This is a genomic window from Caulobacter rhizosphaerae (assembly GCF_010977555.1).
In the GTDB taxonomy this organism is placed as follows: domain Bacteria; phylum Pseudomonadota; class Alphaproteobacteria; order Caulobacterales; family Caulobacteraceae; genus Caulobacter; species Caulobacter rhizosphaerae.
The window spans coordinates 3,389,695-3,413,369 of record NZ_CP048815.1 but is presented as its reverse complement, the minus strand read 5'-3'; the positions used below and the strand labels follow the sequence as shown (position 1 = coordinate 3,413,369).

Below are 23,675 nucleotides of genomic sequence, written 5' to 3'. Positions count from 1 at the left end.
GACATAGCTTTGGGGCCGAAACCTCGTCCTTCGACAGGCTCAGGATGAGGTTTCTACTGCCGGGTCGGTAAAGGGTCCTCATCCTGAGCCTGTCGAAGGACGAGGACCACGCACGACCTTGAAGATCGACCCTTCCAAGCCCGACCAGACGTTTGATGTTTGACAGGGAAGGGCGGGGCGTTCTCAAACAGGCGGAGCGTGGGAGGCCGTCCTGGTGAAGTCGCGTCGATACCTCCCTGGCTTGGCGCTGGTCGCCTGGCTGGCCGGAGCTCAAGCCCAAGCCACGGTCGCTCCGCCCGTTCCGGCCTTCGCCCAGGCGCCGGTCGAGGTCAGGGTTCCGCAACCGCCTCGACCGACGGTCGCCACCGACGGAGCGACCCACCTGGCCTACGAGCTGCATGTCACTAACTTCTACAAGGACACCGGCACGCTGATCCTCCGGCGGGTGAGCGTCTATGCCGACGACGACGCCGCGCCGCTGACCAGCTTCATCGACGCCCAGGTCAACGACCTGCTGGCCCATCCGGCCGACGTGGCGCGGGACGGCGTGCCGGTGGAGGGCGGCGGGCGAGTGGTGCTGTTCCTGTGGCTCGACCTGCCGGCCGGCGCCAGGCCGCCCAAGGTGCTGCGCCATCAGCTGGAGTTCCGACCCCCGGCCGGCCCGGAGCAGCAGGTCGATGGCGTCCTCACCGCCGTCGACACGACACCGCCGATCGTCATCGGCCCGCCGTTGGGCACCGGGCGGTGGCTGGCCCATGAGGGCCCGGGCAATCACCTGTCCCACCATTGGGGAAGCCCGGTCGCCAATGGCCGGGTGACCATCCCGCAGCGCTACGCCGTCGACTTCTTCGGGCTGGACGGGGCGGGGCACGCCGTGCGCGCCGCGCTCGACAAGCTGACCGAGTCGACGAACGCCGACTGGGCGGGCTATGGCGCGCCGGTGCTGGCCGTGGCCGACGGCGTGGTGCGCGACGCCCGCGACGGCAGCCCCGACAACAGGCCGATGACCAGCCCGCCTTCGCCCAGCGAGCTGACCACCCGCTCGCTGATGGGCAATTTCGTGGTGCTGGAGATCGCGCCCAAGGTCTTCGTGTCCTACGCCCACCTCCGACCCGGCAGCCTGACGGTCAAGGCCGGCGACCGGGTCAAGCGCGGCGCGGTGATCGGGCTCCTTGGCCAGTCGGGCGCCGCCAACGCGCCCCACCTGCATTTCCAGGTCACCGACGCGCCGACCTTCGAGGAGTCCGAGGGCCTACCGTTCGTGATCGACCGCTTCGACTATCTGGGCCGCGAGCCCGTCAGCGACGCCCTCGACCAAACGACGAAGGTCTCGTCCGGCCCGCCGTCGGCCCGGCGCGACCAGACGCCGCTGGATGGCGACGTGCTGGAGTTCCGGTGAGCCGGCCTATTCCCGCGTGAAGCTTTCGGGGATCTCCGGGCTGGCCCCCGCCTTGCCCCACAGCACGATCTCGTTGCCCCACGGGTCGCGGAAAGCGTGGTTGTAGCCGTTGAACTCGGCCCAGTAGTGGTCGCGCCACAGCAGCTCCGCGCCCAGCCCGGCGGCCGCGCCCAGGATCCGGTCGGCGCTGTCGTCGTCGCCGATCAGCACCCAGATTCGCGGCTTGCGGCCGTCGGTGCTCAGACCGCGCGGCTCGACGCCGGCGGGCTCGGGATGGGGACGGGCGTTGGCGGCCTTGAAGATCCCCAGGTGCAGGTTGCCGATCTCGCTGTCGGTCCCGTCGCTCTTCTTGAAGAAGCCGCCGGGCACCATGCGGTGGTACTCGCCCCTGGGCCGGGCGTCGTTTTCCCAGCCGAACACTTCCGCGTAGAACCGGCCGGCGGCGTCGGGGTCGTCCGAGGCCAGGTCGACGAAGATCAGGGTGTTGGTCATTTGAGAATCCTTGGCGGCGTCTGTGGAGCGCCCTCGTCCTTCGACAAGCTCAGGATGAGGGCGAATGCAAAGGCGGTTCAGTCCAGACCCTCATCCTGAGCTTGTCGAAGGACGAGGGTCTGGCGGCTCAATCGAAGCCGACGGATAGGGAGAGGTCCTTCCATGTGTCGATGTCGGCCTTCAGGCTGGCGGCGGCGTAGCCGGCGTAGGTGAGGGCGTCTTGGCCCAGGAGCAGGTGCATCGGCGGGGCCTCGGCATCGGCGATCTGGAGGACAGCCTGGGCCGCCTTGGCCGGATCGCCGGGCTCGTGGCCGGCGTGGTCGGCCATGATCCGCTCGGCGTCGCGGGCCAGGCCGTCATAGTCGGCGATCTTGCCGGCCACTACGGCCTTGGAGCCGCCGGCGAAGGCGGTGCGCAGGCCGCCGGGCGCGACATTGGTGACCTTGATCCCCAGCTCGGCGACCTCGGCGGCCAGGGTCTGGGTCAGGCCTTCCAGCGCCCATTTGCTGGCGCAGTAGACGCCGGTGCCGGCCCAGACCGCCAGGCCCGAGACCGAGGTGATGTTGATGATCCGCCCGGCGCGGCGGGCGCGCATGGCCGGCAGCACCGCCTTCAGCATGGTCAGCGGGCCGATGACGTTGGTCTCGAACTGGGCGCGGACCTCGTCGAGCGAGGCCTCCTCCACCGCCCCGACCAGGCCGTAGCCGGCGTTGTTGACCAGGATGTCGATCCGCCCCGCCGCCGCCTCGGCCTGGGCGACGCCCGCGCGCACGGCCGCCTCGTCGGTGACGTCCAGCACCAGGGCGCGGCCGCCCAGCCGCTCAAACGCTTCGGCGGCCTCGGCCTTGCGCACCGTGCCGAACACGAGGTCGCCGCGCGCGATGGCCGCCAGGGCGATCTCGCGCCCGAGCCCGCCGGAGACGCCGGTGATCAGCCAGGTCTGGGTCATTTTCTCTTCCGGTCGGTCAGCGGGACGCCCTTGTCCTTCGACAAGCTCAGCATGAGGGCGAATGTAACGGCGGTTCAGTCGAAATCCTCATCCTGAGCTTGTCGAAGGACGAGGATTTCGCACCACGATCAATAAGGCTTGTCGCCCTTCACCCATAGCCGGTGCATGGTCCGGAAGTACTTGGTGTCGTCGTAGAGCGTGCCGGTGTGCAGGGTGCAGCGGTTGTCCCACATCAGAAGGTCGCCCTTGGCCCACTTGTGGCGATAGACGAAGTCGTCGCCAGTCATGAATTCCACCAGTTCGTCGATCAGGGCCAAGCCCTCGGGACCGGGCTTGCCGATCACCTCGGTCACCGTGCCGGTGGAGGGCCACAGCGCCTTGCGGCCGTCGGCGGGGTGGGTGCGGATCAGCGGGTGCTCGACGTCGGGATTGGCCGCCGCCATCTCGGGCGAGAGGACCTGCGCCCCGAACTCACGGGTGGCCATGAAGTGCCGGTAGCTGTGGTGCAGGCTCAGCGGCAGCAACTGCGCCTGCTTCTCCGGCGACAGGGCGTTCCAGGCGGCGCAGCCGTCGGCCAGCAGGGTGTCGGAGCCCTCGTCGGGGACCTCGACCGCGTAGAGCATGGTCAGCATCACCGGCTCGGGCTTGTAGCTGTAGTCGGTGTGCCAGCCCACGCCGTCGTTGTGGGCGCCGATCGGCTTGCCGTCGACCACCCGGTTGCTGAGGATGAAGATCTTCGGATAGCCGGGCAGGGTGAAGCGGGTCTGGGTATGGTCCTCGGGCTCGCCGAACCGGGCGATGAAGCGCATCAGGTCGTCCGGCGCCATGGTCTGGCCGGACACCACCACGGCCCCATGGCGGTGGAAGGCGGCGACCACCTTGTCGAGCTCGGCGTCCGAGGCGGACGGCAGGTCGATGTCGTGGATCCGTGCGCCGAAGCCGGGCTTCAGGTCCGAGATCGTCAGGTCGTCGGCGAGCGTCATGTCCACGGGCGTGGTCCTCTGGAAGCTGTCTGGACCCGAGGCTAGGCATGGTCGTCAGGCGCGTCTTTCCCCAGCGCGCCCGATCGCTTTCCGTGCGCGTACCGCAAAGTCGGCGATGCGCGCGCCTTGCGCGTCTTTTGCTCATTTCCGCCCGAGAACCCGGCGGCGCCGCCCGCGCATCGGGCGACGGCCAAGTTATCGTGCGCGCTGGTGCAAGACCGACGGGCGCGCCGCGCCTAGCCTTCGTATCGATCTCTCGAAGGAGCGCATGCGCCATGGGCCCCACGCCCGCATCCCATTTGCCAGGCTCTCACCTGAACGACGCGTTCTTCGACGGCCTGTCGCGCTCGATGCGCGACGTCGACGCGGCCGAGACCCTGCCGCCCGCCTGCTACACCGACGCGGCCTTCTACGCCTTCGAGAAGGAGGCGCTGTTCAACCACGAATGGCTGTGCGTGGGCCGCGTGGACTGGGTGAAGGAGCAGGGCGACTACTTCACCACCACCATCATCGGCGAGCCGATCATCGTCACCAGGAACCGCTCCGACGAGATCAAGGCGATGTCGGCGGTGTGCCAGCATCGCGCCATGCTGGTGGCCGAGGGCCGGGGTAACACCCGCGGCTTCGTCTGCCCCTACCACCACTGGGTCTATTCGCTGAACGGCGACCTGGTGAACGCCCCGGCTATGGAGCGGGCCTGCGACTTCGACAAGAGGGCCGTCCGGTTGCCGGCCTTCAAGGTCGAGGTCTGGCTGGGCTTCATCTTCATCAATTTCGACGCCGAGGCGCCGCCGCTGGCCCCGCGCCTGAAGGCGGTCGAGGACGCCATCGCCAGCTATGACCTGGCCAACGCCGAGGGCCTGAGCCCGCCGATGACGGGCCAGTTCGCCTGGAACTGGAAGGTGATGTTCGAGAACAACAACGACGGCTACCACGCCAACAAGCTGCACCGCGGCCCGTTGCACGACTTCATCCCCAGCGAGCTGTGCAGCTTCCCAGAGGCCGCCGAGGGCGACGCCGGCTTCCTGCGCTACAACGGCACGACCCATCCGGACGTCAGCTTCAACCCGACCCAGAAGGCGGTCCTGCCGATCTTCCCCGGGCTGACCGACGAGGACCGCAACCGCGCCACCTTCGCCAACATCCCGCCGACCCTGTCGCTGGTGATGACCAGCGACATGGTCATCTACCTGATCCTGCGGCCGACCGGCCCGGAGACCATGGAGCAGGACACCGGCCTGCTGGTCGCGCCTGGGGCCACCGAGACGCCGGGCTTCGAGGAGCGGCTGGAGATGATCATGACCTCGGCGGGCAAAATCATCGCCCAGGACATGCATGTCGACGAACTGGTCCAGGTGGGCCTGCGCTCGCGGTTCGCGGTGCGGGGGCGCTACTCCTGGCAGGAGGGCGCGCAGGTGCAGTTCAACCGCTGGCTCACGCCCCGCTACCAGAAGGCCTGGGCGGCGATGAAGACCTCCGCGAGCCAGCCGGAGGTCGCCGCATGAGCCGCATGCCCGTCGTCTTCTTCGGTCACGGCAGCCCGATGATCGCGCTGGAGACCAACGACACCACCAAGACCTGGAGGGCCATGGGCGCGGCGATCGGCAAGCCCAGGGCCATCCTGTGCGTCTCGGCCCACTGGCTGACCCAGGGGGTCGCCGTCACCGCCATGACCGCCCCGCGCACCATCCACGACTTCGGAGCTTCGTTCCCCAAGGCCTTGTTCGACATGCAGTATCCGGCTCCCGGCTCGCCTGAACTGGCCGCGCGGGTCAGGGACCTGCTGGCGCCGCAGCCGGTGGCGCTGGACCAGCAGGGCTGGGGCCTGGACCACGGGACCTGGTCGGTACTGAGCAAGGTCTATCCGGACGCGGACGTGCCGGTGGTGCAGCTCAGCATGGACGCCGGCAAGCCGCCCGAGTGGCACTTCGAGCTGGCCAAGCGGCTTGCGCCTCTTCGTGCCGAAGGGGTGCTGATCGTCGGCACCGGCAACATCGTCCACAACCTGCCGGCCATGAACTGGGGCGAGCGCCATTGCGCGCCCTACGACTGGTCGCAGCGGTTCAACGACCACATCAAGCAGGCGATCGACGACGACGCGCCCGAACGGGCGGTGAACTTCGCCGCGCTAGGCCAGGACGCCGCCCGTTCGGTTCCGACGCCGGACCACTACTGGCCGCTGCTCTACGTGCTGGGCGCGCGCCTGCCCGGCGACGTGGCCAGCTTCGCCCCCGACCATATCGAGCACGGCTCGCTGAGCATGACCTCGGTCACGCTCTCGGCCGCCTGAGGATCGAAGACCGATGCCCTTCATCTGCGAACCCGGCCAGACCCGTCCCGACGTCCTGCCCACCGCCCTGCACACCCTGAACGCCACGCCGGCCACCGTGCACTGGGGCTATTTCGACCCGTCAATCAGGCCGGCCCTGCGCATCAAGAGCGGCGACCTGGTCAGCGCCGAGGCCATCACCCACCACGCCGGCGACGCGCCCGAGCTGATGATGGACGAGGCGGTCACCCGCATCTTCACCGAGATCCCCGAGAACGACCGCAATCCCGGCGTCCACATCATGACCGGTCCGATCCATGTCGAGGACGCCAAGCCCGGCGACGTGCTGGAGGTGCGCTACCTGCGCATGGTCCCGCGCAACAACTACGGCTCCAACCTCGCCGCCAACTGGGGCTATCTCTACAAGGAGTTCGGCGAGAAGGAGCGGGTGACGATCTACGAACTGGATCAGAACACCAACACCGCCAGCGCCCTCTACGCCTACGACTTTCCGGGCAAGTACCTGATCCCGGGGACGATCACCAACTGCCCCGAATGCGACCGCCAGCCGGCCCTGAACGGCGTGCGGATGGCGGCGCGGCCGCATCTGGGCACGGCCGGGGTGGCGCCCGCCGTCGACGGCCGGGTCAGCACCATCCCGCCCGGCGCCCACGGCGGCAATATCGACAACTGGCGGATCGGGGCGGGGGCGACGATGTACTACCCCGTCCAGGTCGAGGGCGGCCTGTTCTCGATCGGCGATCCGCACGTCAGCCAGGGCGACGGCGAGATCTCCGGCACGGCCATCGAGAGCTCGCTGAACGTGCTGATGCAGATCGTGCTGCGCAAGGACTTCGTCGCGCCCGGACCTTTGCTTGAGACGCCGAAGTGGTGGATCGTCCATGGCTTCCACGAGGATCTTAACGTGGCCATGAAGGACGCCTCGCTGAACATGCTGACCCTGCTGTCCGACCATGTCGGCCTGTCGCGGAACGACGCCTATTCGCTGATGAGCGTGGCCAGCGACTTCGGCGTCACCCAGGTGGTGGACGGCAAGCAGGGCTGCCACGTGCGCATCCCGCGCGACATCTTTCCCCAGATGAAGGGCTAGTGGGCGCCATGAAGGCCTGGTCGTTCAGCACCGACAGCCATCCACGTTCCGACAGGGCGCAGGCCTGGCGCGAGGCGATGAACCGGCTGGGCCTGCCGGTCGAGGGCCTGTCCGACGCCGAGCCGGCCAGCGCCTCGGTGGTCTGTCTGGCTTCACCGCTGGGCATCGAGTTCGCCCTGGTCGAGGCGGGGGCCCAAGCGATCTCCGGACGCCTCAGCGGCCAACCGGCGGCTGTCTGGCTGGCGGTGCTGCTGGGCGGCGCGGCCACCCTGGTCACCGACGACCTGGCCGAGGCGCTGGTCCCCGGCGACATCGCCTACGGCCCGACCGGCCAAGCCGCGGCCCTGCGGCTGGAGACCCGCTGCCGGCTGATGTTCGTCCGTGCGCCCCGCGTGGCCCTCGACCACCGCCTGATCACCCCGGTCAGCCTGCGGGTGGGACGACTGCAGGCGGCGACCGGGGTGACCCACATCCTGTCGGGCCTGCTGCGGGCCACGGCCGAGGGGCTTGAGGACCTGACCGTCGACCAGCTGCGACCCGTCGAGCTGGCCCTGACCGAGTTCCTGGCCATCTGCCTGGCCGAGGGCGGGACGGCCACCGACGTGCTGGGCGCCAACGCCGGCGCGCCCACCGCCCACCTCCAGCGCCTGTGCCAGACCATCGAGACCCTGCTGCCCGATCCCGACCTGTCGCTGCGCCGGGTGGCCGACGAGGAGGGGGTCTCGCCGCGCTACGTCCAGAAGCTGTTCGCCAGCGCCGACGAGACCTTCAGCCACTACCTGCGCACCCGCCGGCTGGAGCGCTGCCGCACCGACCTGGCCAGCCCGCAGCACGCGCGGCTGTCGATCTCCGAGATCTGCTTCCGCTGGGGCTTCAACGGTTCGGCCCACTTCAGCCGGGCGTTCCGCGACCAGTACGGGATGTCGCCCCGGGAGTTCCGGCAGGGCGCGGCGGCCTAGCTGGAGAGGTCGATCGGCCCGCCCGCAGCGTGGTCCTGGATCAGCGCCCTGGCCGACAACACGGCGATCCGGCCGTCGACGGTCCCCACCGCCAAGGCGTCGCGCCTCGCATCCATCGCGAAGATCACCGTGGGAAAGCCGTCGATCGTCGCGGCGCCTGTCGCCCGGATCGCGCCGGTCGCCGCGTCGAATAGGGTCAGCGCGCCGTCGAGGAACGCGGCCGCCACCAGGCCCAGCTCGGGCAGGTGGGCGATCGCGCTGGCCGAGCCGGCGGTCGCGTGGCGCCAGATCTCGCGGTCCGCGTCCAGCGGCTTGCGATAGATGAAGCCCTGGGCCGCCTGAGACGGGTTGGGGTCGTAGTGGCGACCGGCGACGATCAGGCCCGCGCCCAAACCGTCCTCGACGGCGTGACCCAGGCATTCCATCGCATGGCTGGCCGGACCGCCGTCCGCCCGCAGCAGCGGCCACAGGCGCTCCACCTCGCTATCCGGTCGAAGGCGGCACATCCGCTTGTGCTCGTGTGACGATGGGGGCGCGCCCTGGAGGAAATAGAGGTCCGGGGCGCCGTCGACGCCCAGATAGTGGTTGAAGACGTCGTAGTGTCCCAGGTCGATCTCGCGGACGTCGCCCGTGACCGTATCGAGGAGCAGGTCGCGCTGGGCGCCGGGTTCGGAGCGCCGGTCCAGCCGTCCCAGCACCTGCCCGCGTGTCGATGCCGAGAAGGCGTAGATTCCATCGAACCGGCGCCACTCTCTCAGGGCGTCGTCCGCGAAGACCATCAGCCGCGCCTGGGCGTTGCCGCGCGCATGGCCGGAGGGCGTGACATGGATGATCGGCGGCGAGGCCCGGAGGATGGCCACACCTGAATCTTCGCCGTCGTAGCGCCGCACCTCGCCGCGCGCGAGGTCGTGGACTTCGAGCTGGCAGTCGTCGTGCACCGCCGCCAGGCGACCGTCATCCAGCCAGGCGACGTCCCAGATCGCGCCGCGTCGGACCGGCGAAGCCACGGCGAACCAGTCGGCGAGCTGCTGGTCGTCCGCGATCCGGCCGGCGGCCTCGGCGAGGTCCAGATGGGCGATGACGACGCCGGTCAGCGGGCCGATGCGCGCTTCTGACGCCGTACCGTGGTCGGCCGGGCGATAGTCGACGACCAGCGGGTAGAAGCGTTCGAAGGGATCGGTGGGATTCTCGTCCCAGCCCCATTCCTCGTCCCAGGGCCTGACCATCACCTCCAGCCGTTCGCCGCTGGCGTCGAAGGCGCAGCGCGCGACCTCGGGTGTGTGCGTCAAGGGCCGCCAGGCGCGGTCGGCGGTCCAGTCCCAGAAGACCAGGTCGCCCTCGAACATCCAACCGCCGTCATAGCTGCCGGCCCCGATGCCGATAACCGGGTCGGTGGGATGGAAGGCGACGGCGGTGATCGGCAGCGACAGGTCGTCGAACGCCGCGAACGGCGCCGGTTCGCCGCGCCGGTGGAGCGCGAGGCGATATCGCAGCCATTGTCCGCCATAGGCGGCGCGGGCGGGCGGGTTGGTCAGGAGCGGAAAGGCGCTGGCGATCGCCAGGATAGCGCCATCCGGGCTGGCGAAGGCGCCCGTGAACCCGCCGGATCCACGAACCGTGGGCGTGAAGACGAGCAAGACGGACGAACCCCCGGCGGCGACGATCCCAGTATCCACAGGGTTCGCGCGAGCGCAACGGGCGGGCCGGCCGGAAACCGGCGCCAGCCAGGGGCGGAGAGAGATCAGGAGGGGCCACGAACAGAGCGATCGGCCGCCAGTGGCCGTAGCCACGCCGCCGCAGTCCGTCGGCTGTGTCGACCTGGTGGCTAGTAACCCAGCCGCTTCAGCTCGGCCTTGACCGCCGCCACGGTCTTGAAGCGATAGTGTTCGTCGGGGCCGTCGCGTCGGCCGCACTCGCATCCCGTCCCGAATTTGCCGCTGACCGGCAGCAGGGTCAGCTCGGTCTGGCCGGGTTTAGGGGCGTCGAACAGGCGGACCTCGTAGAGCGTGCCGGAAAAATCATAGTGAACCTGCGGCCAAGCCAGGATGACGATCAGCTCACGCTCGGGATCGCGGTCGGCGTTGGCGAAACCGATGGCGAGGATGTCAGGTGTTCCACCCTCCTGTTCACCGAGGGTAACCTGGATCGTGCGATAGCCGCCGGCCGCCTGCCGTTGGAGCGCGACCAGCGGGCGCTCCGGATCAGCGTCGCTGGTCTTGTAGTCGACAAACAGGGTGGGAACGCCGTTCCAGGCGGCCGGGGTCGTATGGGGCTCGGCGTCCTTGGACAGGCCGAGGGCGCGCGTGGCGAACGCCAAGTCGCTTTCGCCCGGCGCGCGGTCGAGGGTCTGGGCGCGGGCGCCGGCGCAGAGGCAGGCGAACGTCAGGAAGACCCCTGTGAACCGTCGAAGGTGTTTCATGCAATGACCCTGACACGACCGTGGAAACGAGGCGAGACGCCGTCGAGAGGTCGAAGTGTCGGGAAGGGGCGAAGGCGCCCGCATCGGGCGCGTGGCCCGGAAATGTCTGGCCGCGCTTGGCGGCCAGGATGAGCGGCCGGTGGTGAGACCGGCCGCTCGCCGAGGGATTAGCCGTTGACGGCGTCCTTCAGTTGCTTGGCCGGCGTGAAGGCGACCTTCTTGCTGGCCGCGATCTCGATGGCGGCGCCCGTCGACGGGTTGCGGCCGGTGCGGGCCGGCTTGGCCTGGACCTTGAACTTGCCGAAGCCCGGGATCGAGACTTCTTCGCCCTTCACGGCGGCCTCGGTCAGCGACTTGAAGACGCCGTCGATGATGGCCTTGGCTTGAGTCTTGGTCAGCTTGTCGTCGGCGGCCACGGCGGCGTCGACCAGATCCGAAACGTTCATAAATCAGCTCATCTGCTGGGAATCAAAAGAGAGCCAACCCTGCCGGGCCAAACGCGCTTTGTCACCTCATCATGAGAATGAGGGTAAACGCGCCTTTCCGGCGGGGGCTGACAGGCGCCAACTTGCGGAAAATTCTCGCTATTTCAACCCATTATAAAGGCGTGACGCTTTTTCCGTCCGCTGACGGACGAAGGTTTGCGCAAGTGCGAATTCGTTGTGCGGTTGCGAAAAGAAGCCGGCGACGCCGAGAATCAGGGTGCGAGACGGCCCCGTCCGCCTCAGGCCGCGCGGGCCAGCAGGCGTTCGTAGCGCTGCAGGATCCGCTCAAGCGTCGAGCGCTTGATCGGCTTGCCGTCGCGCAGCTTGGTCCAGGTGGTTTCGCTGATCGCGTAGCAGTCGAACAGATGCTCGCGGGTCACGGCGGGCAGCCTGGCGCGCAGGCGCTGGACGAGGTCGCGGGGTACGGTGAGGGTTTCGGCCATGGGCGAAGCAACGCCCCCGGAGCGGATCGGCTCCGGGGTCTCCAAGCTAAATTAGGGGGCGACAACGATATTGTTCAGTTGAGTGATTTCCGGCGCGCCGGCCGGGGTGAGAATGCGCACGCGGTAGCCGCTTTTCCAGCCGGCCTTCAGCGCGACCTTCGCGGTTTTCGGCTTCAGGTCGAGGGGCGGCGGCAGGATAGGCGTGGTCGCCCGCGCCAGTTCCTTGCCCGAGGCGTCCTCCACCAGCACGACCGAGGCCGGGGCCGGCTTGGCGCCCAGGCTGTGGACCGTGACGGTTAGGCCAGACCGGCCGACCTTGACGTCGTCCCGGCTGATCCCGAGGTCGGGGCGTTCGGTGACGGGCGTGGCGGCGGGGGTCTGCAGGGTGAACTCCCAGGTCGTGGTCTTGCCGGGCGCGAAGGTCACGTCCAGGCCGGTGGTGCGCTCGAAAGCCACCAAGGCCGCCGGCTCGGCGACTCCGTCGGCGGCCCGCGTCACCGACCACTGGCCGGCCGCGACGTCCCACCCTGTCATCACCGCGTGCAGCGGCTGGCTGGTCAGGTTGTAGCCGGTGACCTTGAAGCTTTTCTGTCCGCCGGTGACCAGGATGCCGACGTCCTCGGCGGCCGTCGGCGTATCGAACCGCCAGCTGACCAGGTGGCCGGGGAACATCTGGTTGCGGCGCAGGGCCATGCCGCCGAGGCGGGAGCGCTGCAGGATGTCGCTGAACAGCTCCACCCGGTCCGACCACCAGTGGGCCTCGGTGACCATCCACATCCGCTGCTCGGCGGTGGTGATCTCGTCGCCATAGACCTTTTCGAGATAGGCGGTGTCGCCGGTCGAGCGCCAGGCCTGGTACAGCACGAAGGGATCGTCCGAGCCCTTGTTCACCATGGCCTTGATCATCGGCGCGGCCTGGGCGCGCAGGCCCAGCATGTCGATGACGTCGCTGTTCAGCTCGTCCAGGCCCCGGCCCGACTGGTGGGCGATCTCGCCCTTCAACGGGCGCAGGTACTTGTCGTCGCCGGTCCAGCGCCAGGCCGCCCAGAACAGCTGCATGGCCGAGACATTGCCGCGGCCCTTGCCGGTCAGCTCGCCGCGTGACTCGCCGGTGGCGGCGTTGATGTCCTCCGGATAGCGCCAGGTCCCGTCCGGATCCTGCTTGCCGTGGGCCAGGTGGCCGTCGGCCAGGTCGACGATCAGCTTGCGCATCGTCGGATCGCCGTTGAAGTCGGCGATCAGCATGCCCGGATGCAGGATCAGGTACGAATAGGGATGTGACCAGCCCCAGGGCCCGTCGCGCGACACGTCGGTGGCCGAGAAGAAACGGCTGAGGATGTGGACGTGGCCGTCCTCGCCCCTGTTGGCGACGCTCGGATAGGCCCGGGCGGTCTCCATCATCCGCTCGACGACCTTGGGATCGCCATAGCCGGTGTACATGGCCTCGGCCTTGAGGTTGATCGCCTCTTCGTAGGAATGCAGCTCGTCGGTCTTGATCCGCGACAGACCGTTCGGGATCATGTCGTTCCTGTAGGCCGCGTCGAGCAGAGCGTTCAGCGAGGCGGTGGTCTTGTCGGGAATGTCGCCCATCAGGGCCAGGGGCGGCCACTGCTGGGTCAGGTCGTCGTCGTCGGAGATGCCGCCGCCGAAGTCGCCGTATGGGACCTGGCGGTTGTCGATCCACCATTCGATGAACTTGCGCACCCGCTTGAGATCCTCGACCTGCAGGAACGCCCACTTCGGGACGCCGGCCGGGGCGGTCGGCAGGGCGACGGGGACGCCGGGCTGCTCGGGATTGAGCTCGGCCCACATCTCGCGGCCGTGCAGGTTGGTCGGGTCGACGCGCAGCAGGTCCGACAGCTCCAGGTCCAGCCGCTGGTAGCGGGCCAGGCGCTTGGAGACGTCGTGCTCCTCGACCAGGAAGGCCAGGTTGTCGCGCGCCTGGGCCAGGCGGTCGGCGACGTGCTCGGCCTTGGCGTCGGCGGCGGGCTTGAACTTCAGGCGCACGGCCATGCCGTCCAACTGCCGGGCGTCGAAGTCGGCGCCGGCCCCGGCGATGGTCAGGTAGAGGCTCCGGCCTTCCGGCAGCAGGCGGTCGCGGGTGTCGAGGAACACCGTGCGGGCCTCGCCGGGCTTGACCGAGACGTTGACGTCGATCAGGTCGCGGCCCGGCCACAGCGGGTCCTTGACCTTGATGTTCAGCGCGAACAGCTCGCCGTGGGTCGGCTTGACCTTGAGGGCGGGGAGATCGATGGCCAGGCCGTCCAGGCCCGCGTCCATCCCCTGCCAGCCGTACTGGAACTTGCCGACCGGGCCGCCGGGGCGGGCCTGGCGGAAGTCGGCCGGGATCAGCACGTGGGCGATCGGCTGGCCTGGTAGGACCGTCGTATCGGCGCGAGGCTTGGTCGGGGCGGCGGCGGGCAGGGCGGCGACGATGGTCCGCTCGCCGGCCGCGTACCGGCCCTTCACGAAGGTCGAAAGCGCGTCCAGCGTCGGATAGGCGGCCGGGTCGGCGCCGGGGCGCACGACGTAGCTGAGGGTGAACTCGTCAGGCTCGGCGGCGCCCGTGACGTTGTAGGCCGCCAGCTCCTGGATCGGGGTTTCCTGCACCAGGTTGTCGAACCGCAGCTTGCCGCCCTTCAGGGCCGCGAACTGGTTGAAGGTGCGCAGTTCACCCTTGGGGCGCTTGGCCAGCGGGGTCTCACGGCCAGCCGCGTCGATCGTGGTCAGCGATCCGTAGGCCGCACCCTGGACCTCCAGGCGGTTATAGGGCTCGTCGGGCAGGGTAAAGGTGATCGCCTTGCCGCCCTCGACATAGACGTTCCAGTCCGGCAGCTCGAAATAGTCGTGGCGGCCGGGCAGTTTCGAGCGGTTGTAGACGCCGGGCCAGGTGGTCTCGGCAACGCCGTCCGAACCCAGGGTCATGCGCTCCTTGAGGTCGAACTGGTCGGTGAACTCGACCTTGCGGATCGTGGTCGTGGCGTTGGCCAGGTAGGGCGGCGGATCGGTCGGACGGTCCCAGCCGTAGCGGTGGAGCCAGGTCATGGCGTCCGTGGCGGCGAAGGCTGGGGCCGGCTCCTTGCCGGCGGCCAGGCCGGCGACGGCGGCGGCGTCCAGGGCACGGTCGTAGATGCGGATGTCGTCGACGTCGCCGCCGCGGACGAACTGGTAAGCGCTCTGCACCTGGTGGGGCGAGATCACCCGGCTGTGCGGACCGAACTGGTCCAGGCCGGCGTCCAGGGCGGCGGCCTGGGCCTTCGAGGCGACGGGCTTGCCGTCGATATAGAGGGCGACCCCCTTGGCCTCGTCCCAGGTGAAGGTGACCAGGATCCACTGGTCGGGCCGGGGCGGCGCGGCCGTCGTGCTGACCCGCACCCGCGCGAGATTGTTGTCGGTGACGAAGGCGTCGAAGCCCTTGCCGTTCCAGTCGATGCGCAGCCAGGCCATGTCCCAGCTGGTGTGATCGGCATAGCCGACTCGGAACAGCGGGAAGGGCGTGGTCCCGACCGGGTCGCGGGCCCGCCAGTAGAAGCTGAGCGTCCCGCGCTGGGCGTAGAGGTTGCCCGGCGCCATCCAGCTGAGCGTCTCCTCGCCGGCCGCCTCGATATAGGGCCCGTGGACGGGGTCGGTCTTGATCTTGACCTTGTCGGCGAAGTTGGGGGCGGCCTCGCCGCCGGCGAGGTCGGCGGTCAGGCCCTTGTCGCCGGTCAGGTGGAACAGCAGGCCGCTGTCGCCCTGAGGGTCTGCGGCGGCGTGGACGAGCCCGGGCGTGGCGGTCAGCGCAGCCGACAGCAGCAGCGCCGCCTTGAGGTTATATCTTGCGCGGGCCATTCGCCCCCTCCCTGAATCCGCCCTGTCCAGTCTTTCATGGAAACCGGTGTCAATCGAGCGAGACCTTGGTCTAGGGTCAAGACATTGCAGGTTTGTTTCCGCCCGTTTGTTTCCGGCCGCGCGTTTCCGCCGTCAGCGCGTGAACAGGTCCAGCGGCACGGCGTCGGCCATGGCCTTGTAGCCGGCCAGCGAGGGGTGCAGGCCGTCGCCGGAGTCGTAGGCGGAGGACAGCCGGCTGGGACGGGCCGGGTCGCGCGTCAGCCTGTCGAAGTCGATCACCGCGTCGAAGCGGCCGGGCGTCCGGATCCAGGCGTTGATCGCCTGGCGGTCCTGCTCGTTGGCCGCGTCGGGATGGTAGTAGGCCGAGCCGCCGAAAGGCATGACGGTAGCGCCGTAGACCTTGATCCCGCGATCATGGGCGCGGCGGATCATCTGGTCGTAGGCGGCGGTCATCCGCGCCACCAGGGCGGCGTGGGCTTCGGGGCTGGCGGGCTGGTCGCGGGTCAGGACGCCCAGGTCGTTCACGCCCTCCAGCAGGATGACGTACTTCACGCCGGCCTGGTTCAGCACGTCGCGGTCGAAACGGGCCATGGCGTTGGGCCCCAGGCCGTCCAGCAGCAGGCGGTTGCCGCCGATGCCGGCGTTGAGCACGCCCACGCCCCGGGTGCGCGGATCGGCCTGCAGGCGCGCAGCCAGGAGGTCGGGCCAGCGATTGTTACCGTTGGTGGTGACGCCGTAGCCGTCGGTGATCGAGTCGCCGAAGGTCACCAGGCTGGCCCCGGCCGGGCGCTGCACGTCGACGCCCGAGATCTGGAACCAGTGGTCCAGTGACTTGCCGCCGGTCAGCTCGGCGGCCGCCAGCTGGTCGCCGGGCCCGAACCACGAGGTGGTGCGAGAGCCCGGGTGGCTGGTCTGCTGGGCGGGCGGCGCGCCGTCGAAGCGGAGCGTCACGGCCAGGTTCGCCAGGGGCTTGGCTGGGAAGCCGATCGGGTCGGACAGGTATTCGGCGCCCGGGGGGATCGTCACCTCGGAGCGGCCGGAGAAGGCCAGGGCGCGGTCGCTGGCCGGGTCGATCCGGGCCGAGCCCGGGGCGGCGGCCAGGGCGACGTGGACGCCCGACAGCTTCAGCGGCTCGGTCCCGAAGGCGTTGGACAGCCGCACCCGGATCTTGCCGCCTCCGGTGCTGAGCCGCAGGGTCTGGCGCAGCGTGCCGTCGGTGACGTCGGGGGCGGGAAGGGCGTCCTTGGCCGCCGGGACCATCTGGGCCGAAGCCCAGGAGGCCACCCAGCGCTCCGTCTTGGCCGCCTTGCCGGGCGCGGCCTGGGCGAGGGCGAGCGGGGAGGCGGCCACCGACAGCGCGGCCACCAGCCCGACCAGGGTGCGTCTTGCGATATCCAAGGCTTCCTCCAGCCCCTCCGACGAGGGATCTTGCTTGTTCGGCCTCGATCCTAGGCGAGGAAATGAGACCGGTACCATAAAAAACTTGAGTGGTCAGATCTCTGCTTCCATAGTGCCCCTCAACGTCGGCGAGCAACGCCGCCACCGTCCCTGGGCGGTTTGTTCCATTATGGGGAAACGAAGAGATCATGCGCCAGACCGTCACCCGTCGCACGCTCGGCGTCAGCCTGGCCGCCCTGGCCGCCGCGTCGACGACCCTCGCCCGCGCCGCCGCGCCGAAGGCGGGCGACAAGCCGCTGTACAAGGATCCCGCTCAGCCTGTCGAACTGCGGGTCCGCGATCTGCTCTCGCGCATGACGCTGGAGGAGAAGGCGGCCCAACTGATCGGCGTCTGGCTGACCAAGGCCAAGGTCCAGACCCCCGAGGGCGAGTTCTCGCCCGCCGAGGCCAGCAAGAACTTCCCCAACGGCCTGGGCCAGATCTCGCGCCCCTCCGACCGCAAGGGCCTGAAGCCGGCCGCGGTGGTCGACGCCGCCGCCGGCGCCGACGACGGCTCGGTCAACCGCAACGCCAAGGAGACCGCCCGCTACGTCAACGCCGCCCAGAAATGGGCCATGGAACAGACGCGCCTGGGCATCCCGATGCTGATGCACGACGAGGCCCTGCACGGCTATGTCGCGCGCGACGCCACCAGCTTCCCCCAGGCCATCGCCATGGCCTCGACCTTCGATCCCGACACGGTGGAGAAGTGCTTCGCCGTCGCCGCCCGCGAGATGCGGGCCCGCGGCTCGAACATCGCCCTGGCCCCGGTGGTCGACGTGGCCCGCGACCCGCGCTGGGGCCGCATCGAGGAGACCTACGGCGAGGATCCGCACCTGTGCGCCGAGATCGGCCTGGCGGCGATCCGCGGCTTCCAGGGCAAGACCCTGCCGCTGGCCAAGGACAAGGTGTTCGTCACCCTCAAGCACATGACCGGCCACGGGCAGCCGGAGAACGGGACCAATGTCGGCCCCGCCCAGATCGCCGAGCGGACGCTGCGCGAGAACTTCTTCCCGCCATTCGAGCGGGCGGTGAAGGAGCTGCCGGTGCGCTCGGTCATGCCGTCCTACAACGAGATCGACGGGGTGCCCTCGCACGCCAACCGCTGGCTGCTGCACGACGTGCTGCGGGGCGAGTGGGGCTTCAAGGGCGTGACGATGAGCGACTATTTCGCCATCAAGGAACTGCGCGACCGTCACAAGCTGACCGACAGCCTGGCCGAGACCGCCGTGATGGCGATGAACGCCACGGTCGACGTCGAGCTGCCTGACGGCGAGGCCTACGCCCTGCTGCCGGAGCTGGTGAAGTCGGGCCGCGTGTCGCAGGCGGCGGTCGACGAGGCCGTGGCCCGTGTCCTGGCCGTCAAGTTCGAAGGCGGCCTGTTCGAGAACCCCTATGCCGACGAGAAGACGGCCGACGCCAAGACCGCAGCGCCCGACGCGATCGCCCTGGCCCGCGAGGCGGCCCGCAAGGCGGTGGTGCTGCTGAAGAATGACAAGGGCGTGCTGCCGCTCGATCCGTCGAAGTTCAAGCGCCTGGCGCTGCTGGGCACCCACGCCAAGGACACCCCGATCGGCGGTTACAGCGATGTGCCGCGCCACGTGGTGTCGATCTACGAAGGCCTGCAGGCGGAAGCCAAGAAGAGCGGCTTTACGCTGGACTACGCCGAGGCCGTGCGGATCACCGAGGCCCGGATCTGGGCGCAGGACGAGGTCAAGCTGGTCGACCCGGCCGTCAACGCCAAGCTGATCGCCGAGGCCGTCGAGGTGGCCCGCAAGGCCGACGTGGTCGTCATGGTGCTGGGCGACAACGAGCAGACCAGCCGTGAGGCCTGGGCCGACGCCCACCTGGGCGACCGCGAGAGCCTGGATCTCGTCGGCCAGCAGAACGACCTGGCCAAGGCGATCTTCGACCTGGGCAAGCCGACCGTGGTGTTCCTGCTCAATGGCCGGCCGCTGTCGGTGAACCTGCTGGCCGAGCGCGCCGACGCCCTGGTCGAGGGCTGGTACCTGGGCCAGGAAACCGGCAACGCCGCCGCCGACATCCTGTTCGGCCGCGCCAATCCGGGCGGCAAGCTGCCGGTCAGCATCGCCCGCGACGTCGGCCAACTGCCGATCTACTACAACCGCAAGCCCACGGCCCGCCGCGGCTACCTGCTGGGCGACACCTCGCCGCTCTATCCGTTCGGCTTCGGCCTGTCCTACACTACCTTCGACATCTCGGCGCCGCGTCCGGCCGAGGCCCAGATCGGCGCGAACGAGAGCGTCAGGGTCGAGGTCGACGTGACCAACACCGGCAAGGTGGCCGGCGACGAGGTGGTGCAGCTCTACATCCACGACGAGGCCGCCTCGGTGACCCGTCCGCTGCTGGAGCTGAAGCACTTCAAGCGCGTAAGCCTGGCTCCGGGCGCCAAGCAGACCGTGACCTTCGAGGTCTCGCCCCTGGACCTGTCGCTGTGGAACCTGGAGATGAAGCGCGTGGTCGAGCCGGGCCAGTTCACCCTGCTGGCGGGCCCGAACTCGGTGGACCTGAAAAAGGCGACCCTGACGGTCACGGGCTGATCACACATCAGTCCGCCCTGAGCGCGCTCTTAGGGTAGGTCTCGGGACCCGGGCGCGTGGCTGACTGGCTGCGCGCCCTGTCTCCTTGTCAGTCCGAAGCTGAGCTTTGACCTAATGTCCCGACGCTTGATCGAAAACATAGTCCTTACCGTGCTGGTGCACGACCAGAGTCCTGGTCCGTCCTGCCTCACCACGGAATGATACCTGCGCGTCCGAGACCTTCATGAAGAAGACGGTGGGCCCGGAGGCGTAGAGCGTCCCCGCGGGCTCGTCGCCGAAATAGGCCACCAGTCGCGCGCCCTGGCGAACCACCTTCACGGGGACGCCCTTTGCATCGCGATAGTCGCCCGCGAAGGCATCGAGGGCGCTAGGCGCCAAGGCGACCTCGGCCGGATAGACCGAAGCGCCAAGACACAAGCCCGCCAGGTCCGTGGCGAGCTTTTCCGCAACGCCAAGCTCGGAGTTCGACAGCGCCGCCACGGTCAGCCGCCGATCGGGATAGCGCTGGAACGACGCTTGGAAGCCGGGCGTGGCGCCGCCATGGCTAAGCCGCCTCGTTCCCCAGGTCTCGTCGACCTGCCAACCCAGGCCGTAGTGGTTGCGGTAGTCGGCGAACATCAAGTCGCGGCCGGCCTTGGACACCAGTCGATCGCCGTAAAGCGCCTGGTCCCACTTCAGCAGGTCGCCCACGGTCGAGTACAGCGCACCCGCCGCGTAGGCGGCGCTGGGCGCCATGAATGGCCCTGTCGTCCAGCCGTCACGAGTGCGCATATAGCCCGAGGCGCGCCGCGCCATGACGGCGTCCTCGGTCTCGTAGCCCGTGTCGGCCATGCCCAGAGGCTTGAAGAACTCCTCGCGCAGGTAGTCGGCGTAAGGTCGTTCGGACACCTTCTCGATCACCATGCCCAGCAAGACATAGCCGGTGTTGCTGTAACGCCAGCCCGTTCCCGGCGCGAAGACGAGCGGCTTCTCGCGCACGAGGGCCACCAGGCTCTCCGGCGTCTGGATCAGGCGGGCCTCGCGACCCCGGAAAGTCGGGGCGAAGACGTAGTCGGGCACGCCGGACGTATGGCTGAGCAACATTCTGATCGTGACACCGGTCCAGGCCTGGGGCAGGTTTGGCACGTATTTAGCGACGGGGTCGTCCAGAGCGATCTTGCCTTCGTCGACCAGACGCAGGACCGCCACCGCCGTAAAGGTCTTGGTCGCCGAACCGATCCGGAACCGGGTATCGACGGTGTTGGCGATATGCCACTCGCGGTTGGCCTCACCCACGGCGCGCCGCAGGACAGGTTTTCCGTCGATCGCCACCAGCACCGCGCCAGTGAAGGACTGGGAGGTGTCGAGGTCGTCAATGGCTCTACCGGCGGCGGCCTGAAAATCCCGGGCGGGGCAATGTCCCGAAGTTTCTGCGTTCGCCGCGCCTACGCCGACCAAGGTTGCGCCAATCGCCAGTAGGCTCACCAACCGCATTCGCTATCTCCACAACCCTGAGAGTCGGAACTTGGCGGCTGCCCCTTTGAATGTACAGCCAGCCGATCACCGGTGTTGTCGCAACTGATGACCTGCTGAGCCTTTCGTTCGCGACGGGCCGAAAGTGGAAGTTCGCCGAGAACCGCTGGCGGGTCTTCGCGTTCAGGCTGGCATGCCCAGGTTCATCACGATCGGTTATGGCGACAGGTCCGGCTACGATCGGACCGCCAAGACGGTGCGAGACGCGGCGCACGCGGCCGACGCCCAACGGGTGCGTGAAGGCGACGTCATGGGCGTCGCCGGCACGCCCGTTCAGGTGCGCAATCATGACGCCGCCGAGGTGCGGGTGACGCAAGGTCCGTTCCTGTCGGCCGACCTGCCCGTCGCCGGCTTTGCCCTGGTCGAGGCCCCGAACCTGGAGGCCGCGATCGAGATCGCCGCCCGGAGCCCCTGCGCGGTGGCGCAAGGAGTCGTTGAGGTATGGCCTCTTGACCCAACGCCCGGCGACGAAGGCTAGGGGGCTCGAAGCCGGCGCCTGCTGGCTACTCAGCCGCAAGTGGACCGCGCGCAAGCTCGATGGGTCGAGACGCGAGCAACGCGGCGATCAGGGCGCAGCGGGGGCGGCTTTCACCGTTTGCGTCGTCCACCGGCTGAACCAGAGCGCCGGCCACGAGGCGGGCGGTGGTCCCGCTAGATCGCCACGCGCTTGGCGATGGCGCTGCGGCGGGCGCCGGTTTCCTGCCGGGCCCGTTCGACGGCCTCGGTCTCGGTGGCGTGCAGCAGGTGATCGATGACCCGCTCCAGGTGGTCGCGCATGGCCTGGCGAGCCGCCGCGGGGTCGCGGGCCTTCAACGCCTCGAACACCCGGCGGTGCTCGACGATGCGGGGCTCCAGCCCCATGCCGCGCGCCCGGGTCAGGATGTTGCGGGCCAGGGGCGAGCGGTTGCGCCAGTCCCACAGGTTCTCGATCGTGGCGATGATCGCGCCGTTGCCCGAGGCGCGGGCGATGACCATGTGGAACTCGCGGTCGGCGTCCTCGCCCTGGATCTCGTCCTCGCGGGCCATGCGCTCCATCAGCGCCTCCAGCTCGCGGATCTGGTCGTCGGTGATGGCGGTGGCGGCCAGGGCGGCGGCTTCGCCCTCGAACAGGCGGCGGGCCTCGATCAGCTCGAACGCGCCGATCTCGAAGGCGGGCTCGGCGCTGGCCGAGGCGATGGGACGCACGTCGCCGGTGACATAGATGCCCAGGCCATGGCGGGCCTCGATCATGCCCAGCATTTCCAGGGCGATCATCGCTTCGCGCAGGGTAGGGCGGCTGACCCCGTACTGCTCGGCCAGTTCGCGTTCGGTGGGCAGGCGGTCGCCAAGCTTGTATTGGCCGCCCTCGATGGCGTCGGCGACCGAGTCGGCGATACGGCGGTAGAGCTTGACGTTCTCGGCCATGGGTCTTCGTCAGTTTCTCGGCGACGGCCCCGCGGGGCCTCTTCGAACTCGCGATAGCATAGCCGACCTGGGCCGCGCGGGCTATTTTTGGCGTCCGTCGTCAAAGCTTGGCGATTGTCGCCAACCGCGTCGCGGCGGCCTCACCAATCGTGCATCGAGCCGTCCTCGCGGCGGGCGATCGGCAGGTAGGCGCGCTTGTAGGGATGCTTGGCGGCCTCGACCTCGTCGATGTCGACGCCCAGGCCGATCGCCTCGCCCGGATGCAGCATGCCGTCCGCGAAACTGTAGGCGTGGGGGAACACCGCGTCCGTCGCCTCGGTGTGGCGCATGTATTCCTGGATCCCGAAATTGGGAACCGACAGGTCGAAGTGCAGGGCCGCGGCCATGCAGACCGGCGACAGGTCGGTGGCGCCGTGGCAGCCGGTGCGCACATGGTGCAGGTCGGCGAAGCTGGCGATGCGGCGCAGGTGGGTGATGCCGCCGGCGTGCACCACGGTGGCGCGGATGTAGTCGATCAGCTGCTCCTCGATCAGCTGCTTGCAGTCCCAGATCGAATTGAACACCTCGCCCACGGCCAGCGGGGTGGTGGTGTGCTGGCGGACGATGCGGAAGCTGGCCTGGTTCTCGGCCGGGACGGCGTCCTCCATCCAGAAGGGCCGGTAGGGTTCCAGGTCCTTGCCCAGGCGGCCGGCCTCGATCGGGGTGAGCCGGTGGTGCACGTCGTGCAGCAGGTGCACGTCCCAGCCCAGGGCGTCGCGGGCGGCCTCGAACAGTCCCGGCGCGCTGCGCAGGTACTTCTCGGTCGACCACAGGCTCTCGGTCGGCAGGTCGCCGTCGGCCGGTTCGTAGAAGAACCTGTCCTTGGAGACGCCGTAGACGCCCTTGAGGCCGGGCACGCCCGACTGCAGGCGGATGGCCTTGTAGCCCTGGGCGGCGTAGATGGCGGCGTTCTCCAGCGTCTCCTCGACGGTCGCGCCGTTGGCGTGGCCATAGACCATCACGCCGGTGCGGCAGGCGCCGCCCAGCAACTGGTACAGCGGCAGGCCGGCGATCTTGGCCTTGATGTCCCACAGGGCCGTGTCGACGGCGGCGATGGCCGCCATGGTCACCGGACCGCGCCGCCAGTAGGCGCCCCGGTACAGGTACTGCCAGATGTCCTCGATCTGATGGGCGTCGCGGCCGATCAGGCAGGGAATCACGTGGTCGGTCAGGTAGCTGGCCACCGCCAGTTCGCGCCCGTTCAGCGTGGCGTCGCCGACGCCGTGGACCCCGTCGCTGGTCTCGATCTTCAGGGTGACGAAGTTTCGCCCCGGGCAGGTGACGATGACTTTGGCGGCGATGATCTTGGGCATGGGGCGCTTTCGTTGATCCGACCGTCCGATCGGATGGTAGCGGTATCGGTCTAAATCAGACGAGCCGGT

Annotated in this window: 19 protein-coding genes; 7 read left to right on the top strand and 12 right to left on the bottom strand. The window is 68.9% G+C overall.

The window, feature by feature from the left end; genetic code table 11:
• Nucleotides 1–214 precede the first annotated feature (214 nt).
• Nucleotides 215–1,399: a M23 family metallopeptidase gene (locus G3M57_RS15550; protein ID WP_163231580.1), complete on the top strand. Its 1,185-nt coding sequence runs from the start codon at nt 215–217 to the stop codon at nt 1,397–1,399.
• Between the two features lie 6 nt (nt 1,400–1,405).
• On the opposite strand, the gene G3M57_RS15545 is transcribed toward G3M57_RS15550, so the two are convergent.
• The 3 genes from G3M57_RS15545 to G3M57_RS15535 all read right to left on the bottom strand — a co-directional run bounded on the left by G3M57_RS15545 (nt 1,406) and on the right by G3M57_RS15535 (nt 3,823).
• Nucleotides 1,406–1,891: a VOC family protein gene (locus G3M57_RS15545; RefSeq protein ID WP_163231578.1), complete on the bottom strand. Its 486-nt coding sequence runs from the start codon at nt 1,889–1,891 to the stop codon at nt 1,406–1,408.
• A gap of 127 nt (nt 1,892–2,018) precedes the next feature.
• Entirely contained in the window at nt 2,019–2,840 is an 822-nt protein-coding gene (locus tag G3M57_RS15540; RefSeq protein ID WP_163231575.1) for an oxidoreductase, read from the bottom strand.
• A 128-nt stretch (nt 2,841–2,968) separates the two neighbouring features.
• Complete coding sequence (locus tag G3M57_RS15535) at nt 2,969–3,823, bottom strand: TauD/TfdA dioxygenase family protein (protein ID WP_163233751.1); 855 nt, start codon at nt 3,821–3,823, stop codon at nt 2,969–2,971.
• 275 nt (nt 3,824–4,098) lie between these two features.
• Here G3M57_RS15535 and G3M57_RS15530 point away from each other — a divergent pair, with 275 nt between their 5' ends.
• The 4 genes from G3M57_RS15530 to G3M57_RS15515 are packed head-to-tail and all read left to right on the top strand — an operon-like array spanning nt 4,099 to nt 8,162.
• Nucleotides 4,099–5,328 (top strand): aromatic ring-hydroxylating oxygenase subunit alpha, encoded by a 1,230-nt coding sequence (locus G3M57_RS15530; RefSeq protein ID WP_188916194.1) that lies wholly within the window; start codon nt 4,099–4,101, stop codon nt 5,326–5,328.
• Nucleotides 5,325–6,113 (top strand): 4,5-DOPA-extradiol-dioxygenase, encoded by a 789-nt coding sequence (ygiD, locus tag G3M57_RS15525; RefSeq protein ID WP_163231573.1) that lies wholly within the window; start codon nt 5,325–5,327, stop codon nt 6,111–6,113. Before G3M57_RS15530 ends, ygiD begins: the two co-directional genes overlap by 4 nt.
• Before the next feature lie 13 nt (nt 6,114–6,126).
• A complete protein-coding gene (locus G3M57_RS15520) occupies nt 6,127–7,203 on the top strand; it encodes an acetamidase/formamidase family protein (RefSeq protein ID WP_163231572.1) in 1,077 nt (358 codons plus the stop codon).
• An 8-nt stretch (nt 7,204–7,211) separates the two neighbouring features.
• Nucleotides 7,212–8,162: a helix-turn-helix domain-containing protein gene (locus G3M57_RS15515; protein WP_163233749.1), complete on the top strand. Its 951-nt coding sequence runs from the start codon at nt 7,212–7,214 to the stop codon at nt 8,160–8,162.
• Here the strand turns inward: G3M57_RS15515 and G3M57_RS15510 are convergent.
• The 6 genes from G3M57_RS15510 to G3M57_RS15485 form a co-directional block, all read right to left on the bottom strand.
• Nucleotides 8,159–9,799 carry a hypothetical protein gene (locus tag G3M57_RS15510; RefSeq protein ID WP_163231570.1) on the bottom strand — a complete coding sequence of 547 codons (1,641 nt, stop codon included), beginning with the start codon at nt 9,797–9,799 and terminating at the stop codon, nt 8,159–8,161. The genes G3M57_RS15515 and G3M57_RS15510 overlap by 4 nt on opposite strands.
• Nucleotides 9,800–9,987: 188 nt before the next feature.
• A complete protein-coding gene (locus G3M57_RS15505; RefSeq protein WP_163231567.1) occupies nt 9,988–10,581 on the bottom strand; it encodes a hypothetical protein in 594 nt (197 codons plus the stop codon).
• A 167-nt stretch (nt 10,582–10,748) separates the two neighbouring features.
• Nucleotides 10,749–11,027, bottom strand: coding sequence for an HU family DNA-binding protein (locus G3M57_RS15500; RefSeq protein ID WP_028037777.1), 279 nt, complete (start codon nt 11,025–11,027; stop codon nt 10,749–10,751).
• 278 nt (nt 11,028–11,305) lie between these two features.
• Nucleotides 11,306–11,509 (bottom strand): hypothetical protein, encoded by a 204-nt coding sequence (locus tag G3M57_RS15495; RefSeq protein ID WP_018060960.1) that lies wholly within the window; start codon nt 11,507–11,509, stop codon nt 11,306–11,308.
• A 51-nt stretch (nt 11,510–11,560) separates the two neighbouring features.
• Nucleotides 11,561–15,340, bottom strand: a complete 3,780-nt coding sequence (locus G3M57_RS15490; protein WP_163231565.1) for a LamG-like jellyroll fold domain-containing protein — start codon at nt 15,338–15,340, stop codon at nt 11,561–11,563.
• A gap of 132 nt (nt 15,341–15,472) precedes the next feature.
• On the bottom strand, nt 15,473–16,732 hold the full coding sequence (locus G3M57_RS15485) for an SGNH/GDSL hydrolase family protein (protein ID WP_373287706.1): 1,260 nt from the start codon (nt 16,730–16,732) through the stop codon (nt 15,473–15,475).
• A 194-nt stretch (nt 16,733–16,926) separates the two neighbouring features.
• On the opposite strand from G3M57_RS15485, the gene G3M57_RS15480 reads away from it, so the two are divergent.
• On the top strand, nt 16,927–19,338 hold the full coding sequence (locus G3M57_RS15480) for a glycoside hydrolase family 3 N-terminal domain-containing protein (protein WP_163231561.1): 2,412 nt from the start codon (nt 16,927–16,929) through the stop codon (nt 19,336–19,338).
• Nucleotides 19,339–19,449: 111 nt separating this feature from the next.
• Here G3M57_RS15480 and G3M57_RS15475 read toward each other — a convergent pair whose 3' ends face one another.
• Nucleotides 19,450–20,811: a serine hydrolase gene (locus G3M57_RS15475; protein WP_163231559.1), complete on the bottom strand. Its 1,362-nt coding sequence runs from the start codon at nt 20,809–20,811 to the stop codon at nt 19,450–19,452.
• A 172-nt stretch (nt 20,812–20,983) separates the two neighbouring features.
• Here G3M57_RS15475 and G3M57_RS15470 point away from each other — a divergent pair, with 172 nt between their 5' ends.
• Nucleotides 20,984–21,328, top strand: coding sequence for a YciI family protein (locus G3M57_RS15470; protein ID WP_163231556.1), 345 nt, complete (start codon nt 20,984–20,986; stop codon nt 21,326–21,328).
• Between the two features lie 173 nt (nt 21,329–21,501).
• Here the strand turns inward: G3M57_RS15470 and G3M57_RS15465 are convergent, their stop codons facing one another.
• Both G3M57_RS15465 and manD read right to left on the bottom strand, forming a co-directional pair.
• Nucleotides 21,502–22,254, bottom strand: coding sequence for a FadR/GntR family transcriptional regulator (locus G3M57_RS15465; RefSeq protein ID WP_056755373.1), 753 nt, complete (start codon nt 22,252–22,254; stop codon nt 21,502–21,504).
• A gap of 140 nt (nt 22,255–22,394) precedes the next feature.
• On the bottom strand, nt 22,395–23,606 hold the full coding sequence (manD, locus tag G3M57_RS15460; RefSeq protein WP_163231554.1) for a D-mannonate dehydratase ManD: 1,212 nt from the start codon (nt 23,604–23,606) through the stop codon (nt 22,395–22,397).
• Nucleotides 23,607–23,675 lie beyond the last annotated feature (69 nt).

Excerpts from the sequence above, each read along its gene's own strand:
- G3M57_RS15515 (WP_163233749.1), top strand. The coding sequence starts at position 7,212 with ATGAAGGCCTGGTCGTTCAGCACCGACAGCCATCCACGTTCCGACAGG.
- G3M57_RS15475 (WP_163231559.1), bottom strand. The coding sequence starts at position 20,811 with ATGCGGTTGGTGAGCCTACTGGCGATTGGCGCAACCTTGGTCGGCGTA.
- G3M57_RS15535 (WP_163233751.1), bottom strand. The coding sequence starts at position 3,823 with ATGACGCTCGCCGACGACCTGACGATCTCGGACCTGAAGCCCGGCTTC.
- ygiD (WP_163231573.1), top strand. The coding sequence starts at position 5,325 with ATGAGCCGCATGCCCGTCGTCTTCTTCGGTCACGGCAGCCCGATGATC.
- G3M57_RS15500 (WP_028037777.1), bottom strand. The coding sequence starts at position 11,027 with ATGAACGTTTCGGATCTGGTCGACGCCGCCGTGGCCGCCGACGACAAG.
- manD (WP_163231554.1), bottom strand. The coding sequence starts at position 23,606 with ATGCCCAAGATCATCGCCGCCAAAGTCATCGTCACCTGCCCGGGGCGA.
- G3M57_RS15495 (WP_018060960.1), bottom strand. The coding sequence starts at position 11,509 with ATGGCCGAAACCCTCACCGTACCCCGCGACCTCGTCCAGCGCCTGCGC.
- G3M57_RS15545 (WP_163231578.1), bottom strand. The coding sequence starts at position 1,891 with ATGACCAACACCCTGATCTTCGTCGACCTGGCCTCGGACGACCCCGAC.
- G3M57_RS15470 (WP_163231556.1), top strand. The coding sequence starts at position 20,984 with ATGCCCAGGTTCATCACGATCGGTTATGGCGACAGGTCCGGCTACGAT.
- G3M57_RS15465 (WP_056755373.1), bottom strand. The coding sequence starts at position 22,254 with ATGGCCGAGAACGTCAAGCTCTACCGCCGTATCGCCGACTCGGTCGCC.
- G3M57_RS15505 (WP_163231567.1), bottom strand. The coding sequence starts at position 10,581 with ATGAAACACCTTCGACGGTTCACAGGGGTCTTCCTGACGTTCGCCTGC.
- G3M57_RS15540 (WP_163231575.1), bottom strand. The coding sequence starts at position 2,840 with ATGACCCAGACCTGGCTGATCACCGGCGTCTCCGGCGGGCTCGGGCGC.
- G3M57_RS15490 (WP_163231565.1), bottom strand. The coding sequence starts at position 15,340 with ATGGCCCGCGCAAGATATAACCTCAAGGCGGCGCTGCTGCTGTCGGCT.
- G3M57_RS15480 (WP_163231561.1), top strand. The coding sequence starts at position 16,927 with ATGCGCCAGACCGTCACCCGTCGCACGCTCGGCGTCAGCCTGGCCGCC.
- G3M57_RS15520 (WP_163231572.1), top strand. The coding sequence starts at position 6,127 with ATGCCCTTCATCTGCGAACCCGGCCAGACCCGTCCCGACGTCCTGCCC.
- G3M57_RS15530 (WP_188916194.1), top strand. The coding sequence starts at position 4,099 with ATGGGCCCCACGCCCGCATCCCATTTGCCAGGCTCTCACCTGAACGAC.